The 16,829-nt window shown below is 46.9% G+C and carries 16 protein-coding genes; 7 read left to right on the top strand and 9 right to left on the bottom strand.

The window, feature by feature from the left end; all coding sequences use genetic code 11:
* Nucleotides 1-43: 43 nt before the first annotated feature.
* Complete coding sequence (locus tag DW039_RS15675; protein WP_120382123.1) at nucleotides 44-2,089, top strand: helix-hairpin-helix domain-containing protein; 2,046 nt, start codon at nucleotides 44-46, stop codon at nucleotides 2,087-2,089.
* 80 nt (nucleotides 2,090-2,169) lie between these two features.
* Here the strand turns inward: DW039_RS15675 and DW039_RS15680 are convergent, their stop codons facing one another.
* Together DW039_RS15680 and DW039_RS15685 are read right to left on the bottom strand one after the other, a co-directional pair.
* Nucleotides 2,170-2,373 (bottom strand): helix-turn-helix transcriptional regulator, encoded by a 204-nt coding sequence (locus DW039_RS15680; protein WP_008662275.1) that lies wholly within the window; start codon nucleotides 2,371-2,373, stop codon nucleotides 2,170-2,172.
* The gene (locus DW039_RS15685) at nucleotides 2,366-2,809 is read right to left on the bottom strand and encodes a hypothetical protein (protein WP_117588639.1); all 444 of its coding nucleotides are present in this window, start codon (nucleotides 2,807-2,809) and stop codon (nucleotides 2,366-2,368) included. The genes DW039_RS15680 and DW039_RS15685 overlap by 8 nt, the downstream gene beginning before the upstream one ends.
* Nucleotides 2,810-3,059: 250 nt before the next feature.
* On the opposite strand from DW039_RS15685, the gene DW039_RS15690 reads away from it, so the two are divergent.
* Both DW039_RS15690 and DW039_RS15695 read left to right on the top strand, forming a co-directional pair.
* Nucleotides 3,060-3,833 carry a radical SAM protein gene (locus DW039_RS15690; protein ID WP_057086950.1) on the top strand — a complete coding sequence of 258 codons (774 nt, stop codon included), beginning with the start codon at nucleotides 3,060-3,062 and terminating at the stop codon, nucleotides 3,831-3,833.
* Between the two features lie 10 nt (nucleotides 3,834-3,843).
* On the top strand, nucleotides 3,844-4,353 hold the full coding sequence (locus DW039_RS15695; protein WP_009037517.1) for a flavin reductase family protein: 510 nt from the start codon (nucleotides 3,844-3,846) through the stop codon (nucleotides 4,351-4,353).
* A 5-nt stretch (nucleotides 4,354-4,358) separates the two neighbouring features.
* Here DW039_RS15695 and DW039_RS15700 read toward each other — a convergent pair whose 3' ends face one another.
* Both DW039_RS15700 and DW039_RS15705 read right to left on the bottom strand, forming a co-directional pair.
* Nucleotides 4,359-5,198 (bottom strand): DNA/RNA non-specific endonuclease, encoded by an 840-nt coding sequence (locus DW039_RS15700; protein ID WP_120382124.1) that lies wholly within the window; start codon nucleotides 5,196-5,198, stop codon nucleotides 4,359-4,361.
* Between the two features lie 7 nt (nucleotides 5,199-5,205).
* Entirely contained in the window at nucleotides 5,206-6,888 is a 1,683-nt protein-coding gene (locus tag DW039_RS15705) for a SulP family inorganic anion transporter (protein WP_035447452.1), read from the bottom strand.
* Between the two features lie 321 nt (nucleotides 6,889-7,209).
* On the opposite strand from DW039_RS15705, the gene rbr reads away from it, so the two are divergent.
* Nucleotides 7,210-7,788 carry a rubrerythrin gene (gene rbr / locus DW039_RS15710; RefSeq protein ID WP_005825226.1) on the top strand — a complete coding sequence of 193 codons (579 nt, stop codon included), beginning with the start codon at nucleotides 7,210-7,212 and terminating at the stop codon, nucleotides 7,786-7,788.
* Between the two features lie 131 nt (nucleotides 7,789-7,919).
* On the opposite strand, the gene nadB is transcribed toward rbr, so the two are convergent.
* On the bottom strand, nucleotides 7,920-9,491 hold the full coding sequence (gene nadB, locus DW039_RS15715) for an L-aspartate oxidase (protein ID WP_016272212.1): 1,572 nt from the start codon (nucleotides 9,489-9,491) through the stop codon (nucleotides 7,920-7,922).
* 76 nt (nucleotides 9,492-9,567) lie between these two features.
* Nucleotides 9,568-11,487: a tetratricopeptide repeat protein gene (locus DW039_RS15720; RefSeq protein ID WP_005825236.1), complete on the bottom strand. Its 1,920-nt coding sequence runs from the start codon at nucleotides 11,485-11,487 to the stop codon at nucleotides 9,568-9,570.
* A gap of 220 nt (nucleotides 11,488-11,707) precedes the next feature.
* Between DW039_RS15720 and DW039_RS15725 the strand changes: the two genes are divergently transcribed.
* Together DW039_RS15725 and DW039_RS15730 are read left to right on the top strand one after the other, a co-directional pair.
* Entirely contained in the window at nucleotides 11,708-12,082 is a 375-nt protein-coding gene (locus tag DW039_RS15725) for a hypothetical protein (RefSeq protein ID WP_044468766.1), read from the top strand.
* A gap of 33 nt (nucleotides 12,083-12,115) precedes the next feature.
* Complete coding sequence (locus DW039_RS15730) at nucleotides 12,116-12,508, top strand: PH domain-containing protein (RefSeq protein ID WP_005833977.1); 393 nt, start codon at nucleotides 12,116-12,118, stop codon at nucleotides 12,506-12,508.
* A 33-nt stretch (nucleotides 12,509-12,541) separates the two neighbouring features.
* On the opposite strand, the gene DW039_RS15735 is transcribed toward DW039_RS15730, so the two are convergent.
* Entirely contained in the window at nucleotides 12,542-13,147 is a 606-nt protein-coding gene (locus DW039_RS15735; RefSeq protein WP_120382125.1) for a hypothetical protein, read from the bottom strand.
* Between the two features lie 202 nt (nucleotides 13,148-13,349).
* On the opposite strand from DW039_RS15735, the gene DW039_RS15740 reads away from it, so the two are divergent.
* A complete protein-coding gene (locus DW039_RS15740) occupies nucleotides 13,350-14,096 on the top strand; it encodes a LytTR family DNA-binding domain-containing protein (RefSeq protein ID WP_016272213.1) in 747 nt (248 codons plus the stop codon).
* Nucleotides 14,097-14,249: 153 nt separating this feature from the next.
* On the opposite strand, the gene DW039_RS15745 is transcribed toward DW039_RS15740, so the two are convergent.
* Together DW039_RS15745 and DW039_RS15750 are read right to left on the bottom strand one after the other, a co-directional pair.
* The gene (locus DW039_RS15745; protein WP_120382126.1) at nucleotides 14,250-15,461 is read right to left on the bottom strand and encodes a hypothetical protein; all 1,212 of its coding nucleotides are present in this window, start codon (nucleotides 15,459-15,461) and stop codon (nucleotides 14,250-14,252) included.
* Nucleotides 15,458-16,774: a DUF4270 family protein gene (locus DW039_RS15750; RefSeq protein ID WP_120382127.1), complete on the bottom strand. Its 1,317-nt coding sequence runs from the start codon at nucleotides 16,772-16,774 to the stop codon at nucleotides 15,458-15,460. The genes DW039_RS15745 and DW039_RS15750 overlap by 4 nt, the downstream gene beginning before the upstream one ends.
* Nucleotides 16,775-16,829: the final 55 nt, after the last annotated feature.

Consider the following 16,829-nt stretch of genomic DNA (forward strand, 5'->3'; position numbering starts at 1 on the left):
AAGGTAACTTCGCTTCCCAAAACATGAAAGTGACCTACTATTAATGGAATTACTCAAGATAGGAGTTTTTGTAAGTATGCTGTCAATGACTCCTATGCTTGAAGCTCAAAATATATCCGGCCTTCAGAAAGAACAGCCTTTACTTCTTTTGGAAGAAAATTTGGAACAACTCTCCATCGGGAATGAGGAAGAATACGGTTGGGAAGATGAATTGGAGGAGTTGTCCCGACGTCTGCAAGAGCCTGTCAACCTCAATGCCGCCACTAAACGGCAATTGGAGCAGTTTCCTTTTCTTACGGATATACAGATAGAGAATCTTCTGGCTTATGTCTATATACACGGACAGATGCAGACCATTTATGAATTGCAACTGGTGGAGGAGATGGATAAACGTACCATCGACCTACTGCTGCCCTTTGTCTGTGTGCGGGCAGTGAAAGCGGGTAGGGGGTATCCTGCTTTAAAATCTATACTGAAATACGGGAAACACGAAACATTGGCACGTTTGGATGTACCGTTCTATATCCGTAAAGGATATGAGAAGAATTACCTGGGACCTTCCCTTTACCATTCTTTGCGCTATAATTTTCATTATGGAGATTATCTCCAAATAGGCGTGACGGGAGAGAAGGATGCCGGAGAACCCTTCTTTGCCCTGCACAACAGAAAAGGCTATGATTACTATTCTTTCTATTTTCTGATAAAGAATCTGGGGCGGCTGAAGGCTTTGGCATTGGGCAATTACCGTCTGAGCTTCGGGCAGGGACTGGTACTTAGTACGGATTTTCGTTTAGGAAAAACATTCTCTATGTCTACAACAGAATATCGTACCGGAGGCATCCGTAAGCATAGTTCTACCGATGAGTACAATTATTTCCGGGGAGTGGCGGCAACGGTGGGAGTATTGCCTTACTTGGATATTTCGGCTTTCTATTCGCATCGCTCCATGGACGGTGTGGTGGAGGATGGCGAGATAACTTCCATTTACAAGACAGGGTTGCATCGCACGCAGAAGGAGGCAGATAAAATGAATGCCTTTGCCTTGCAGGTGATAGGTGGAAACATGACCTATGAAAAGAACTCTCTGAAGGTGGGAGTGACGGGGATTTACTATTTTTTCGACCGTCCTTACAAGCCTCGGTTGAACAAGTATGCAAAGTACAATCTTCATGGAAGTGATTTCTATAATGTGGGCATGGATTATAGGTATCGTCTGGGCCGTTTTGTCTGGGTGGGGGAAGCGGCAACCGGCAGTAAAGGCTATGCGTTGCTGAACCGGCTGAAGTATAATCTTTCTTCCGATTATCATCTGCTACTTGTTCACCGGTATTATTCATATGATTATTGGACTTTGTTTGGGCGTTCCTTTGGCGAAAGCAGTATGCCGCAGAATGAGAACGGATGGTATCTGGCAGCAGAGGTCACACCTTTCGCCCGGTGGAAGTTTTTCACTTCACTGGATGTGTTTTCTTTTCCTTGGTGGAAATACCGTATAAGTAAGCCCTCAAAGGGAGTGGATGCCATGTTTCAGGTTACTTATACTCCTCGAAAGAGCCTTTCGATGTATTTTAATTATCGGTACAAACAGAAAGAAAGAGACGTGACGGGTACAAGCGGTGCAGTTATCGAACCTATCTATCACCATAAACTCCGTTATCGGCTGACCTATATGCCGGGAAGATATATCTTTCGTACTACAATAGATTATAACCACTTCCGTCAGCAGGATGGGAAAGGGTATCGCTTTGATAGACGGCAAGGTTATCAGTGTACTCAACTTTGCTCGTACACTTTCCCCTTCCCTCTGTCAGTTTCCGTGCAGGGAACCTGGTTTCATACGGACGATTACGATTCGCGTGTTTACGCCTCCGAGCGTGGATTGTTATATACTTTCTATACCCCTTCCTTCTATGGCAAAGGATTCCGTTACTCCACTCATCTGCGATATGATTTGAGTAAGAACTTCATGTTTCTTGCCAAGTTCGGACAGACGGTTTATCAGGATAGGCAGACGATTGGTTCGGGCAATGATGAGATACCGGGAAATAGGAAAGCGGACTTGCAGATGCAACTGCGTATCAAGTTTTAGAAACTGTTTTAATTTTATTTTTCAGGTTGCCTCAGAAGAAAACTGAAATAAAATTAAAACAGTTTTTTAGAGTCTTCTCTTTATCTGTCACTTTCTTCCAACATGAAAATTTCATTTACAGTCTTTCCGAATATCTCTGATATTTTCAATGACAGCAAGGTGGAAGGGACATACTTTCCCGATTCTATGGCATTGATGGTTTGCCGGCTCACTCCTATGGCTTCAGCCAATTGCTGTTGGGTCATATGCTTGATGGCTCTTTCTACCCTTAATGTATTAGTCATTGTTGCTCCTCCTAAATTTATAAAGTTCAATGTTGTACTTTATGATGAACAGAAACAATATCATGAACAAGTCTATAAATACAAAATTAAGATATTGCATGTCATAAATCAGCATAGTGCATACTATCAGTAGGGAATACGCTGTTATGGTAGCCCAGATAAGAGAGTTTGAACGAATATTGGCAATGCATTCATCTTCGTCCTTTTCTTTTGAGAAAGCTATGAACAAGAGTGAAACCGTAAGCCCTATCATACTCAACTCGTCGAATAAAGAGTTCTTGATAATACCCCAGGGAATTACTGACAACGCGTTTACCTTCAACCAATCTTCATTGCTGCCGTCGAAAAGGCAGATGAAGGACGTGATGGCGAATGGGACAAATAAACACCAACCTATCTTTCTGAAAGTGGTTGGAAATAAATAGTTCTTTCTCATAATACTATGCATTTAGATGCTATCTGCAAATGTAATGTATACTTTACATATAAACAAGTAAAATAGATAAAATGTAATGTATGATTTACTTTTTTAACATGAGATGTATGCTTTATAAAGGGAATATTTTCTTTTATGGGTAAACTTTTGCAAGCCGAACATTGCCAGATACCATAGTTTTCACTTAACTTTGGAGCGGTAAGATTGTTTAAGCATTAATCAAACCGTAAATCGTCAAATCGTAAATAGTATGACTGTCATTTATCCATCTCCCATATTCGGTCCCGTTCATTCTCGCCGTCTGGGAGTATCTTTGGGAATAAATTTATTGCCGGCAGACGGCAAAGTATGCACTTTCGACTGCATTTACTGTGAATGTGGTTTCAATGCCGACCATCGTCCCAAACAGCCGCTGCCCACACGCGAAAAAGTCCGTTCGGCCCTTGAAGCCCGCCTGCGGGACATGCAGCAAAACGGACCTACACCGGATGTACTGACTTTTGCCGGTAATGGAGAACCGACGGCACATCCCCGTTTCCCCGAAATCATAGAAGATACACTTGCCTTGCGCGACAAGTATTTTCCGAATGCAAAGGTGAGCGTACTGAGCAATTCTACCTTTATTCATCGTCCTGCCGTATTCGAAGCTTTGAACAAGATTGACAACAACATCCTTAAACTGGATACGGTGGATGAAGAGTATGTCCGTGTACTTGACCGTCCTACCGGACATTACTCCATCCGGGAGATTATAGAAGGGATGAAAGCGTTCAAAGGGAACTGCATTATCCAGACCATGTTTCTCAAAGGAAGTTATAAAGGACAAGATATGGATAATACATCCGATAAATTTGTTCTTCCCTGGCTGGAAGCTGTCAAGGAGATTGCTCCCCGCCAAGTGATGATTTATACCATCGACCGCGAAACGCCCGACCATGATTTGCAGAAGGCCACTCATGAGGAACTGGATCGCATTGCGGAACGGATACGTGAAACGGGTATACCGGTAAGTGTTTCTTATTAATAATATACTTATGAAATCAATAGCAATTAAAGATTTAAGCGAGAACTTCTTCGAAGTGATAGGCAAAGAGTGGATGCTGGTTACGGCAGGCAGTAAAGAACATTTCAACACCATGACTGCCAGTTGGGGAGGTATTGGCTGGCTTTGGAACAAGCCGGTGGTGTTTGTCTTTATTCGTTCCGAGCGCTATACGTATGAGTTTATGGAGGAGAACGAATATTTCACCCTTTCTTTTTTAGGAAAGGAAAACCGGAGCATTTACAACCTTTGTGGCAGTAAATCGGGTAGGGAAGTGGATAAGGTAAAGGAAACTGGTCTGAATCCTATCGTTACCGAGCGGGGAAACATTCTCTTTGAGCAGGACCGCCTGGGATTGGAGTGCCGCAAGCTTTTCATTACCGATATGAAAGAAGAACTCTTTCTCGACCATTCCGTCTACGAGCGTTGGTATGGCGGTGACCACGGTGGATTGCACCGGGTTTATGTAGCCGAGATTGTAGATGCCTGGGTAAAGGAATAGCTCCTTTACCACAGTTTCAAGTCATATTCGGCTTCCACCTTCTCTTCTATTTCATCCGGAAGGGCGGGGAAGAAGTCGATACCTGTAATACGTTCCACTTCGTCCACTGTATTGACGTAGCTGTCCAACGGATGATTGCCTGATGCATTCTTATAAATGAAGCCGATGGCTTTGGGGGGATTGCTGTCTGCACACAGAACGACCTTGAAGAATGCTTCGGGCACTGTAATTTTGTGCTTCTTACTAATGGTACGGTGACGTTGGTCATAGAGAATAGGACCGCATACAATGTATATCTTGCCTTCTTCTTGTGCCCAACGGCGGCATGACTCTTCCAGTTCTTTCCAGTCGCCACGGTTTAGATTGTGGTTCTGCGGGCAAATGTTTGTCATGTAGAAGCTCTCTTGCATGGCTTTCCAGTGCCAGCGGTTGTCACCGGCCGGACACATATGTCCGCGGTCCATGCCGGCTCCTTTGTAGTCATCGGTGGTTACTGCCTCGTGCTCAGGCAGGTCGGGGTCGGGCAGGAACTTGTCTGTACGGCTTTCACGCTCCACCAGTTTTTCGGGAGTGAGTTCCCAGGCTACCCAGTTGGGTATCTTTAAATCTTTGTTGTAGGATACTGTGTAGCCTTTCCGCTGGAGAATCTGTTCGGAGACGTTCTTCAGCTTTGCCGGTATTTCAAGGCGTGTGCCTGCCGTGAGTTCTATCTTGGCAGGCGTAGAACTCTTTTGCCTGGCATCCGAAAGTATCTTTGCAACGGGTTCATAGGCAAGGCAGACCGCACATATAAACAATATAAGATAATAGACGCCTTGCGATTGTTTCTTTTTTTTTCGTGCCATGCCGGGATTAGTGTTGGATAATCATTTTGGCCCTTTCCAGTGCCACATTTATGTTCGGACAGATATTTTCTTCGCCCAACAGCTCATAGAAGCCCGATTTTTCCAGTACCTTATGTACCTTTTCATTGACACCGGAGAGCACAATGATTATTTTTTCCTTTTGGGACATCTCACAAAGGCTTGTCAAGTTGTGGATACCGGTAGAATCGATGAACGGAACTTTACGCATGCGGATGATGCGCACTTTGGGGCGGTCGCCCAGCCGCGCCATGATTTCTTCGAATTTGGTGGCGATGCCGAAGAAGTAAGGACCGTTTATTTCATATACTTCCACATCCTCGGGGATTATCAGGTGCTCGTCATTGCTTGCAATGTCCGATTCTGCATTCGGGTCTATTTCATCTTTGATGACGGATATTTCGGTAGTCTCCATGACGCGGCGCATAAACAGCACGCAGGCAATCACCAGACCTACTTCAATGGCAATAGTCAGGTCGAAGATGACGGTCAGGAAGAAAGTAATCAGCAGTACCGTGACATCCGATTTAGGATTCTTCAATAATGCCTTGAACGTACGCCAACCACTCATGTTATAGGATACTATGACCAGTACACCCGCCAGGCAAGCCATTGGGATATACTGTGCCAGCGGCATGAGGAACAGTAGGATAAGCAGCAATACCACTGCATGCACCATGCCTGCTACGGGAGTTTTTCCTCCGTTGTTGATGTTTGCCATGGTACGCGCGATGGCTCCGGTGGCAGGGATACCGCCAAACAGCGGGGTAGCCATGTTGGCAACACCTTGTGCTATCAGTTCCGTGTTGGAATCGTGTTTGTCGCCTATCACACCATCGGCCACGGTGGCAGACAGCAAAGATTCGATGGCACCCAGTACAGCGATTGTAATGGCTACGGGGAACAAGTTCTTTATCGCTTCCCAATCCAGGGCAGGCATCACGGCATCCGGCAGTTCGGCACGGATGCTGAAACGGTCGCCGATGGTATCGATACAATCAATGCCTCCATATACTTTCATCAGCCAGACTGCCACTGTCACCACGATGATGGCAATAAGTGACCCCGGAATCTTCTTCGAGAACCGCGGTGTAATGGCAATGATGAAGATGCTGACAATACTTACAATCGTGTTCCACCAGTTTACGGTATCGAAATGTCGGAAATAAATCATCCATTTTCCTACAAAGTCTCCCGGAACTTTCTCTCCTCCGAACGTCAGCCCGAAAATGTCGGCAATCTGCGTAGTGAAGATGGTGACGGCAATACCGCTTGTAAAACCTACGATGATGGGATAGGGGATAAACTTAATGACAGCTCCCAGCTTGAACACTCCCAGCAGGATGAGCAGTACGCCTGCCATCAGTGTGGCGACAATAAGCCCCGATTCACCGTATTGCTGGATGATGCCATAGATAATGACGATGAACGCACCGGTCGGTCCTCCAATCTGTACCTTGCTCCCACCCATCAGGGAGATGATGAAACCGGCTATGATAGCCGTAATGATACCTTTCTCCGGTGATACGCCGGAGGCGATACCGAATGCAATGGCAAGCGGGAGGGCAACGATACCTACAATGATACCTGCCATCAGGTCTGCCATGAACAGTTCTTTAGAGTAATTTTTTAAAGCCGTGTATAGCTTTGGTCTGAATCCGAACGCTTTCATTATAATCTACTTTTTTATACGTTTTTTTATACAGAATGTAATGTATATATTGCAAATTGCCTGCAAAAGTAGATAAAATAATGGATATTAGTGAACACAACTGTGATGTATTTTGTTTTCCTTATCAGATATGTGCTATTAATTATGTCTGAAATACCTCTTCGGGTTATCGGTGAAGATAGATTCTTTCTATAAGACGATAAATAAATCCGATGGGGCAGAGGTGTGATTATTCCAAACTAAATTCGTAATTTTGTGTTGTTTATAAACAGTACGAACGACATTTATACGTAATTATATTAACTAATAAAAAAAGAGACTATGGCTAAAAGTGTTAAAGGAACTCAGACTGAGAAGAATCTGCTGACTTCATTCGCTGGTGAATCACAAGCAAGAATGCGTTACACTTATTTTGCAAGTGTAGCCAAGAAAGAAGGTTACGAACAAATCGCCGCTATTTTCACAGAAACGGCTGACCAGGAAAAGGAACACGCTAAACGTATGTTCAAGTGGCTGGAAGGCGGTATGGTGGAAATCACCGCTTCTTATCCTGCAGGTGTTATCGGCACTACCCTGGAAAATCTTCAGGAAGCTGCTGCCGGCGAACACGAAGAATGGTCATTGGATTATCCTAAGTTTGCTGATATTGCAGACGAAGAAGGTTTCCCCGAAATCGCTCTTATGTACCGTAACATCGCCATTGCCGAAAAGGGACACGAAGAACGTTATCGCGCTTTTATCCAGAATATAGAGACTGCCAGCGTATTTGCCAAGGAAGGCGAAGTGGTATGGCAGTGCCGCAACTGTGGTTTCATCTACACCGGTAAGGAAGCTCCTCAGGTATGTCCGGCTTGCTTGCATCCGCAGGCTTATTTCGAAGTAAAGAAGTCAAACTATTGATAATGTCTCCTGCTTGTGCAGGTATGGATAACGGGAAACGCCCGGATGCTCTGAAGAAAGCATCCGGGCGCTTTGTTTAAATGACCATGTTCGTTTTCCGTGCCAGTATAGTGGCGCGAGTTTTACTTTAGTTACTTCCCGACGTGCGGATAGTCTATCGTGTAGTGCAGTCCGCGGCTTTCCTTGCGTTCCATGGCTTGCTTTGTTATCAGGTATCCTACGTTTATCATGTTGCGCAGTTCGCACAGCTCTCGGGTAGCCTTGCTCCGCTTGAAGAGTGCTTCTGTCTCCTCGTAAAGTATGTCCAGTCGGTTCCAGGCACGTGTCAACCGGGTATTGCTGCGGACAATACCTACGTATGCCTCCATAATCTGGTTCACTTCCTTCATGCTTTGTGTGATGAGGACACGTTCTTCGGTGGAAATGGTACCTTCGTCGTTCCATTCGGGAATGTCTTCGTTGAAGTCATAACGTTCCAGTACGCTCAGCGCGTGTTTGGCTGCCGCGTCGGCATAAACCACGGCTTCAATCAGTGAGTTGCTTGCCAGACGGTTGCCACCATGCAGTCCGGTGCACGAACATTCGCCGATGGCGTACAGGCGGCGGATGCTGCTCTGTCCGTCCAAATCCACCTTGATGCCACCGCAGAGATAATGGGCGGCGGGGGCTACCGGTATGTATTCCTTTGTAATGTCTATACCGATGCTGAGGCATTTCTTGTATATGTTAGGGAAGTGCTTCTTGGTTTCTTCGGGGTCTTTGTGGGTGACGTCCAGATACACATGGTCCTCACCGCGCTGTTTCATTTCGTTGTCGATGGCACGCGCCACGATGTCACGCGGGGCCAGCGAGAGTCGCGGGTCGTACTTCTGCATGAATTCTTTTCCGTCTTTGGTACGCAGCACGCCGCCATAACCGCGCATGGCTTCGGTGATGAGGAACGAGGGGCGGTCTCCCGGATGGAAAAGAGCTGTGGGATGGAATTGGATGAATTCCATGTCTTTCACTGCTCCCTTGGCACGGTAGACCATGGCAATGCCGTCTCCCGTGGCCACCAGCGGGTTGGTGGTATGGCGGTAAACGGCTTCGCAACCGCCCGTTGCCATGATGGTGACTTTGGAAAGGAAGGTATCCACCTCGCCCGTCGCTTCGTTCAGCACATAGGCACCGTAGCACTTGATGCCGGGGGTGTGGCGGGTAACGATGATTCCCTGGTGATGCTGGGTAATGATTTCCACAGCGTAATGGTCGGTCAGTACGGTGATGTTGGGGTGTTGCTTCACAGCTTCAATGAGGCTGGTCTGTATCTCTGCACCCGTATTGTCCTTATGGTGGAGGATGCGGAATTCGGAGTGGCCGCCTTCTTTGTGCAGGTCAAACTCTCCGTCCTCCTTTTTGTCGAAGTTCACTCCCCATTTGATAAGCTCCTTGATTTGTTCGGGGGCATTGCGCACCACCTTCTCTACGGCTTCACGGTCGCTTATCCAGTCACCCGCAATCATGGTATCTTCGATATGCTTTTCAAAATTGTCTACGGCCAGATTGGTGACAGAGGCGATACCTCCTTGTGCAAAATAAGTGTTTGCCTCTTCCAAACCTGCCTTACAAATGAGGGCTACTGTTCCTTTATGCGCTACTTTCAGCGCAAAACTCATACCGGCAAGTCCGGAGCCGATAACGAGAAAATCGAACTTTCTTACCATAGGTTTTGTGTATTAAACGCCGCAAAGATAGTGTAAACCAAACGTAGAGCAAAATAAGCGGGCTTATTTTTATTTGTTATGTAAGGTATTGTTTCAATACTTCATCCAGGGATTTTTCTTTGGGCAATTCCATGTTCTTGCGCATGCGCGAACGGACTACGTTTACACTATTCCGGTTGATTCCCATGATAAGGGCTATTTCGTCGGTACTTTGGTTCATGCAGATGAGCATGGCCAGCAATTCTTCGTTGCGGGTCAGTTGAGGATAACTTTCGCGGAGCTTGGGCAGATAAGAAGGATGTATGGTGGCAAACGACCGGCGGAATGTGTTCTCATCTTCCCTGCTGAGCAGGCTTTGCACGGTGAGCTGGCGAATGGAGTTGAGGTTATTGGTAGCCATGGCCCGTTCTATTTCTTCCGTCAGTTGTTCGTTGCGGCGGTTCAGGTCTTGCTGCCGGGTAATGAGGGTCTGTATTTCCCGTTTGTTGTTTTCTATAAGCTGGTGGTTGGCCTTCCTTCGGATGATGAAATAGGCTGTAGTGGTGATAAGTAGCAACAGTAATGTAATGGAGATGCAGATGTTGTAGAACAACTGCTGTTGCTGCCATTGCACTTGTGCCGAGAGCAGTTTGTTTTCTTTCTCTTTTTGGTTGGCATCAAACCGGATGTTGGCTGCTGCCACAGCACGTTTCTTTTCGTTATTGTCCAGAGAATCGGCAAACTGTCGGTTACGGATGTAGCAACGAGCAAAATCGTCGTTCATGCCTTTGGCCAGATAGTAATCCATTAATATCTCGTTGGCATCGCGGCCTTCCATGAACTTCATGTTGATGAGGTCTTGTGCAGCCCGGTCTATCAGGTGTATGCCGTTTTGCTCCTTCCCGGTTTGCAGTAAGGCCCGGCCTAGGTGGAGGTTGAGTTGGTATTTGGCCCATTGGGGCATCCGCACGGTATCGGGACAGATGCTAAGGGCAAGTTGCAGTGCTTTTTCCAAAGAGTCGGGATAGTCCAGATAACTGTTTACCGTTTCTACTTTGTTTACGAATACGCCCTTAAAGCTGTTTTGTATCATTGACAACTTTTCTCCCAGCCTGAGGTAGTGGAATACAGAGTCCTTTTGATTCATGTTACGAAAGATCTGGGCACGGTAGCGGTACAAGTCTCCCAGTCCGAAGCTGTCTTTCAGCATGGAGTAGTATTGGGCTTTTTTGTTCATTTCCAGGGCCTGGTCGTACATACCCAGTTCGGCGTAGAGATTAGCTTGTTCTCCGTAGGCAATCACTACATTTCCAGGTGCTATGCTGTCGTTGTAAGTGGCTATGGCTTCTTGGTTAGTGGCTATAGCTTTCTCGTATTCGCCACTGAGGTGGTAATAGATGCCCAACCGTGACATTATCCGCAGCATGTTCGGGAAGTTTCCGCCTTTCCGGTAGACATCTATTGCTTTTTCCAAAATTTGGATAGCTTTGGGTAGATTGTTTCCGGAGTACATGTAGACACCGCTTATGATTTCTGCCTGCCGGATAAAGTCATTGGCACTGGTACAGACCGGTAACTGGAGGTAGTCTTCTGCCAGTCGGACAGCTTCCGGGTTATTGCCATACAGTTGGTTCAGTCCGGCCTTGAAGCTCAGCAGTTCGTGCGGGCAATGTTCGCGGATGAGGGGATGGTTCCCAATGCTGTCCATATAGTCGATGCCGTCTTTGTATTGTTTGGTGTTTATGTAATTGTTCCCGCAGGCATTAAATATCTTGCGGGCATAGTAAATCAGGGTATCTGTAGTTCCGTTTTTTTCTGCCGATTCCAGGATTTCGGGCAAGGTCTGTTTGGCAAGATCCAACGTTTGTCGCGCTTTGTTTTCGAGTAGTAAGGCATTGATTTGTTGAAGGACATTGTTCCAATGCCTCATTTCGTCTTGTTCCGAAGAGGTGGAGCGGTTGGTGCAGGCTACAGCTACGAGAATCAGAAGTAAAAATGAAAGTTTTTTGGCATTCATATTTTGTGGACTGTTTGTTTTGTAAGGCAAAGATATAATTTCTTAATTTAAAATTTACAACAATGGACTTGTTTTTTGTTTCTTGTTAATTATTTGATAATAAATATAATATGAAATTGTATATCAGATTGTATATCGTATTCTTATGGTTAGGTTGTGCATATTTTGCAAATTTGTATCAAAACGATTGTAAATATGTATAATGGTGAAATAAGATACAATGAAAACAAAGAAAACAGTGACACCTTTTAATATGCAGGAGATTGCCAGAGCTTTGCGCGAAATGATTTCGGAAGATTCTCCCAATGCTTCGGAGGCTTTGTTGTCCGGAACTCGTGAGGCTGTATTCCGTGAAATCTTTATTTTTCATTATCCTTCTTTTTTAGAGAAACTTTATCAGTCTATTCCGGAGGTGGATAAGGATGAAGAACTGATATGTATGCTGGTAGCTCTTGGACAGTCTGTAAAGGAGATTGCAGAACTGATTTATTTTTCGCCGGAACGGGTAGAATTGTTATGTGCTTCGGTCTGCCGCAAGCTGAATGTGACGGAAGTTCGAGAAATGGAGATGCTGATGAAGAAGTTGTTATCGTAAAAATACGTACCTTAGCGGCAAAAATCAGATAAAATGAATCGAATCTTTCATGCGCGCATTGCTATGGGGCAGTATCTGTTTCTCATCCTGATAGGTATTCTCGCCGTCTATATGCTTTGGTACAAGTCTCCGTTCCTGGCTGCTATTTTCATGCTTTGGCTGGTGGTTATTATCGAGAAGCTGATTCATACCACCTATACCGTAACGCCCGACGGGAAGTTGGTGCTGTCCTTCGGCCGTTTCTCCCGGAGTAAGGAAATTCTGATGAAAGACATCACTTCTGTGGAGCGTGCTTCTTCCATGCAGGTAGGGCGGTTTGCGGTGATGCGCTATGTGCTCGTGAAATATGGCGAGGGCAAGTGTGCAGTGCTTCTTCCCGTCAAGGAGGAGGAGTTTATCCGGTTACTGGAGGAACGGAGAGGGTGAGCAATAGGGTGTGCCCACGTATGCGATTCCGTTTTAATCTGCCGTTATCGGTTCCATGGTAATGTCTCCTGTGTAGCCTTCCGGAGTTGTTTGTATGAACTTTCCCTTTATCTGTTTTTCCGTTTTTGTATATTCACCTGCGAATGTCAGCGTATAGGTAGCTACAAGCTTGCTGTAGTGTAGTGTTCCTTTTATGATGAGCCGACAGTGAGGTTGTATGCTGATGGTGGAAGTACTGCTGTTTGGACCTTTGGCTTTTGTTGTTTCGCTGCCATATTTTATGGTTGCCCCACTTAACAATAGTTCATCTCCAAACATGTAAGGGGTATTGACGAACACATCTTCTTCCCCCATCCATACAAATGCTTCGGGGTCGTTGCTCTGAAAGGTGGTTTCCTGCCATGTGTCTTCGAAGGGGGAGTTTGTGGTGGTGATACTATTGTTTAAATTGTTTTCCATGATGAAGGGCAGGAGCTCTACATCATACGTACTGAATCCATCCCCTTCTTCAAAAGAGTATTGAATATCTTTGAACAGATATTTTTCAGCATCTTTAATTTCGTCTTTATCATAACAGCCGGTCGTGCAAACAATCAGCATGGCGGACAATACGAGGTGGAATAGTTTCTGTTGTTTCATAGCCTTTACTTTTTGTGGGGATGTACATGCAAAGATAAGTTTATTTTTTGAAACTGTTCATAATAAGCACTTTATTTTCCTGATAATATAGTCTTTCCGTAGAGGCAGATTGTTTTTGAATCATAAATAAAGCTTAATTTTAGCTCTTCTGTTTGCAGTTTTTTGGATGTGGCAGCGTCCATTATGTAAAAAAGAAACGGATATGAACTTGAATTGTGCCATTTTGCATGCGGACCCGGAGATTGCCGGAAGATTGGAAGAGTATATCGGCAAAGTTCCTTTTCTCTCTTTGCACGGAAAGTACGGCAATCCTCTTGAAGCGCTGAAGGATTATTATGAGACAAAAGTGGAAGTTTATTTTGTCGGCATCTATCCGGTGGAAGAAGGTGAAATCAACGGAATGGATTTTTGCAGGCTCTTGTCCTCGTCCACTCGTGTCATTTTCATTACAGACACCGACCGCTATGCTGCCGAATGTTTCCGTCTGGATGCGTTGGACTATCTGATGGACGGGCTCAATTTCTCCACGTTTTTCCAGTCTGTCAGCAAAGCGGCACGCTGGTTCTCTTTGCAGGATGCAGGTACGTCCGCCCCCAAGCAAAGGCAAGGTCCGGAAGAGGTTCCGAAGGTGATTTACATGCGGTGTGACAACCGCATCATGCGGCTCGACCTGGAACGGATAAACTATATAGAAGGTATGGGCGATTATGTGAAGATTTTCTGTAAAGATTCCCCTAAGCCTATCTTGAGCCTATGCAGTATGAAGTACATGGAGGAAAAACTTCCGGCGAACGAATTTATCCGCGTGCACCGTTCTTTTATTGTCCGCATGGACTGCATCAGCGCCATCGGGCGCAGCACATTGCTCATCGAGCAGAAGGATGTCCCCATTGGCGATGCTTACCGCGAAAGGGTGAAAGGGTATGTGTCCAGGCTGGCAGTGTTGTAATACCCTGTTTTCAGATACTATATACTTTGTTTGTTGGATCTATAGTTCCAGCGTGCTGCATCTATATATGCAACGCGTTGCATATATAGATCCAACAAATGATAATCATTCGGTGTAAAATCCGTGTAATCTGTGGTGAACCGGAACCTTGTATTACTTTAGTTTTGCTCTCGAAATCCTTTCCCCGAACGTCAAGTTCAGATTCAGGCTGAATCGGCTTTCCTGCATCAGATTGCTGCGTGTGTTCAGTTGTTTCCGCCAGGTGGCGCCCAGCGAAAGATAGGAGTACCGGATGGGGAAGCTCGCCCCTACACTGGCTTCCAGATACTGCATCTTCCCGCCTTTCAGGTTGATATAGGAGTTGCCGAAACCTATTCCGCCCATCAGCTCGGTGGAACGTGCCAGGCGTGGCTTGGTAATGTAGCTGCCTCCCAGGTTCACTTTGTGCTGGTTCTCGTATTTCATGGAAGTGTAGGAGGAGGAGTTGCGGCTCCAGTCCAGGTAGTTGTAGTCGGCGGTCAGCACCCAGCGTTCGGTGGTCATGCTGAGGCCGGTGCCGAGGTGCATGGGCAGATATTGTGTACGGCTGTGGTATCCTTTATCGAGGTTCTCGCTGGTAGATGAGTTGCTGTAAGTCAGTGTATTGTCGTGGCTGATGGGAAGGGAGGGAGCAAATACCAGCCCTGCCGCCCACTTCCGTTGTCCGGTCGCACCCCATTCGTAATGTATGCCGAAGTCCGCATAAAAGGCCCGTTTAGAAGATTCGTACTTTACGACGGCGCTTTCCTGCGTTTCGCTTTGCGTCACTGTGCCCGCTATCATCCCCAGGTTGATGCCGACCGACAGTTGCCTGCTCAGTGCAAAGGCATTGGTGACGTAGCACCGGTATAGTCCGCCCGTACCCTCAAAGAGCGAGTAGGTGTAGTTGCCGGGCATTCCCTCTATCTCTTCTTCGGTCTGGATGACATAGCCCACACTGCTGTATGGTGCTGCACCTACAAGGGCATACCAGCGCGGCAGGACACGGAAGCTCATGCTGATGCGGTTGGGGTTGCCGGTGAAGTTGGAGCTGTGTTCGCTCAGAAAGGAGTAGCGGGCATATGAGGCAGATACACCCACATCGAACGTGAAGCAGGCGGTGTCCATGCGGGTGATGGCTGCGGGGTTCAGCGTGTTCAGAAATCCGGTACGGTTCAGGGCGATGCCCGTGTTGCCCATGCCGGCATAACGTCCGCCGTCACCGGCACTCAGTTCGCCCACTCCGTACATGGAGGTGGGCAGGTTGGTGGTGTTCTGGGCCACGGCGGTGAGGCTTGCCGTACACAGACTGCACAGCAGAAGGGGAATCCGGTAATGGCGTTTCATTGCTCGTTGTATATTTTGAATCTTACGTCTAATCTGCATTGGTTTTCTTGTTCGGGGTCGTTGGTGAAGATGACCTGGTTGAAGGTGGTGGTGCTTTCTTCGTCTGTCAGACTCATCAGCAGTTTCTGCCGCTTGATGCCCGAAGTGCCGTAGTTGTTGCGGATGAATTCGGTGAGGTCGAAGGAGTAGTAGGTCTCTTTCCCGTACATCTCGTCGATGGTCAGGTCGCCGGTCTGTACGGTTACGCCGTCACTGCCGTATACGTAGTCCTCCAGCACATTGTTCTCGTCCGTGATATAAAGGCGGATGTCATTGGGAAGCTGGCTCACTTCGTTGTAGCTCCGGGCCAGAGGATAGAGGTAGAGTGTGGCGCTCTCTATGGAGACTATCTGTCCGGTACTTCCGAGGCTGTTGAGGTAGGGGAATTCCAGTTGGTTGTAGTAACCCGTCAATCCCTGCATATAGGCCAGGCAACCCATGTCGCTGGAGTGGACGAGGTTCTCTATTCCGCTTTTCAGGGAAGCAAGGTGGGTGCCGGTGGGGTCGTGCCGGATACCGGTATAGGCATAGTCGGTGTTTACGTTGAAAGTCAGCACTTGTCCGGTCCGCTGGTTGGAGACTTCCTGATAGTGGAGGTTGATGCTCATGGCAGAGTCGTTCACCATGAATCCGGTGATACACTGCCCGTCGTTTTCGGGAACAAAGGCCAGTCCGGGGAATTTCTTCTTGAACTTGTCTTGGGTATCGAAGTAGTCATCCTGGGCCACGAGGTCATTCAGCAGTTGTTGTCCCCATGAGTCGGGCAGGCGGACGCTTACTTCCTTCTTCCGCCCCGGGCAGGGGGTGAAGGTAAAGCTGAAGAGCGGGGTATCTTCCGTCGGGAGTACGGTGCTGTTGTAAAGGTCCTCGTCGTTGTCCAGCACGATAGGGTTTTTCAGCCGGTAGATGGAGATGCGCTGTTGCGTCAGGGTATCTCCCCAGAAATGGCCCGAAGGTATCATTCGCAGTACGAGGGAGTCGAGGGTATAGGTATAGTCTGTGTTGGGGGTGAAGTCGGACGTGGAGTATTCGGCATAGTAGGTGGCGGATACTTCTCCCCAGGCGCTGCTCCGGTAATGTCCCAGCTGGCAGATGCTGTCGCCCCGGGTCTCTATGGAGTCTAGCAGGATGGTGCTGATGTCTACCGAGCAGGTGTCTGCGTATACATTATAGAAGGAGCTTTCCACGAGGCTCTTTCCAAGCTGCGAGTTCTCGTCCTGGCAGGCGCAGAAGATAGCGAGGACTGCGAATAAGCTGTACAATGACTTCTTCATTTCTGTTCTTTTAGTTGGCGGCAAAGGAAAGGCAAAACTTTTATATCTTCCTACA

The organism is Bacteroides sp. AF39-16AC (genome assembly GCF_003602735.1).
Taxonomy (GTDB): domain Bacteria; phylum Bacteroidota; class Bacteroidia; order Bacteroidales; family Bacteroidaceae; genus Bacteroides; species Bacteroides uniformis.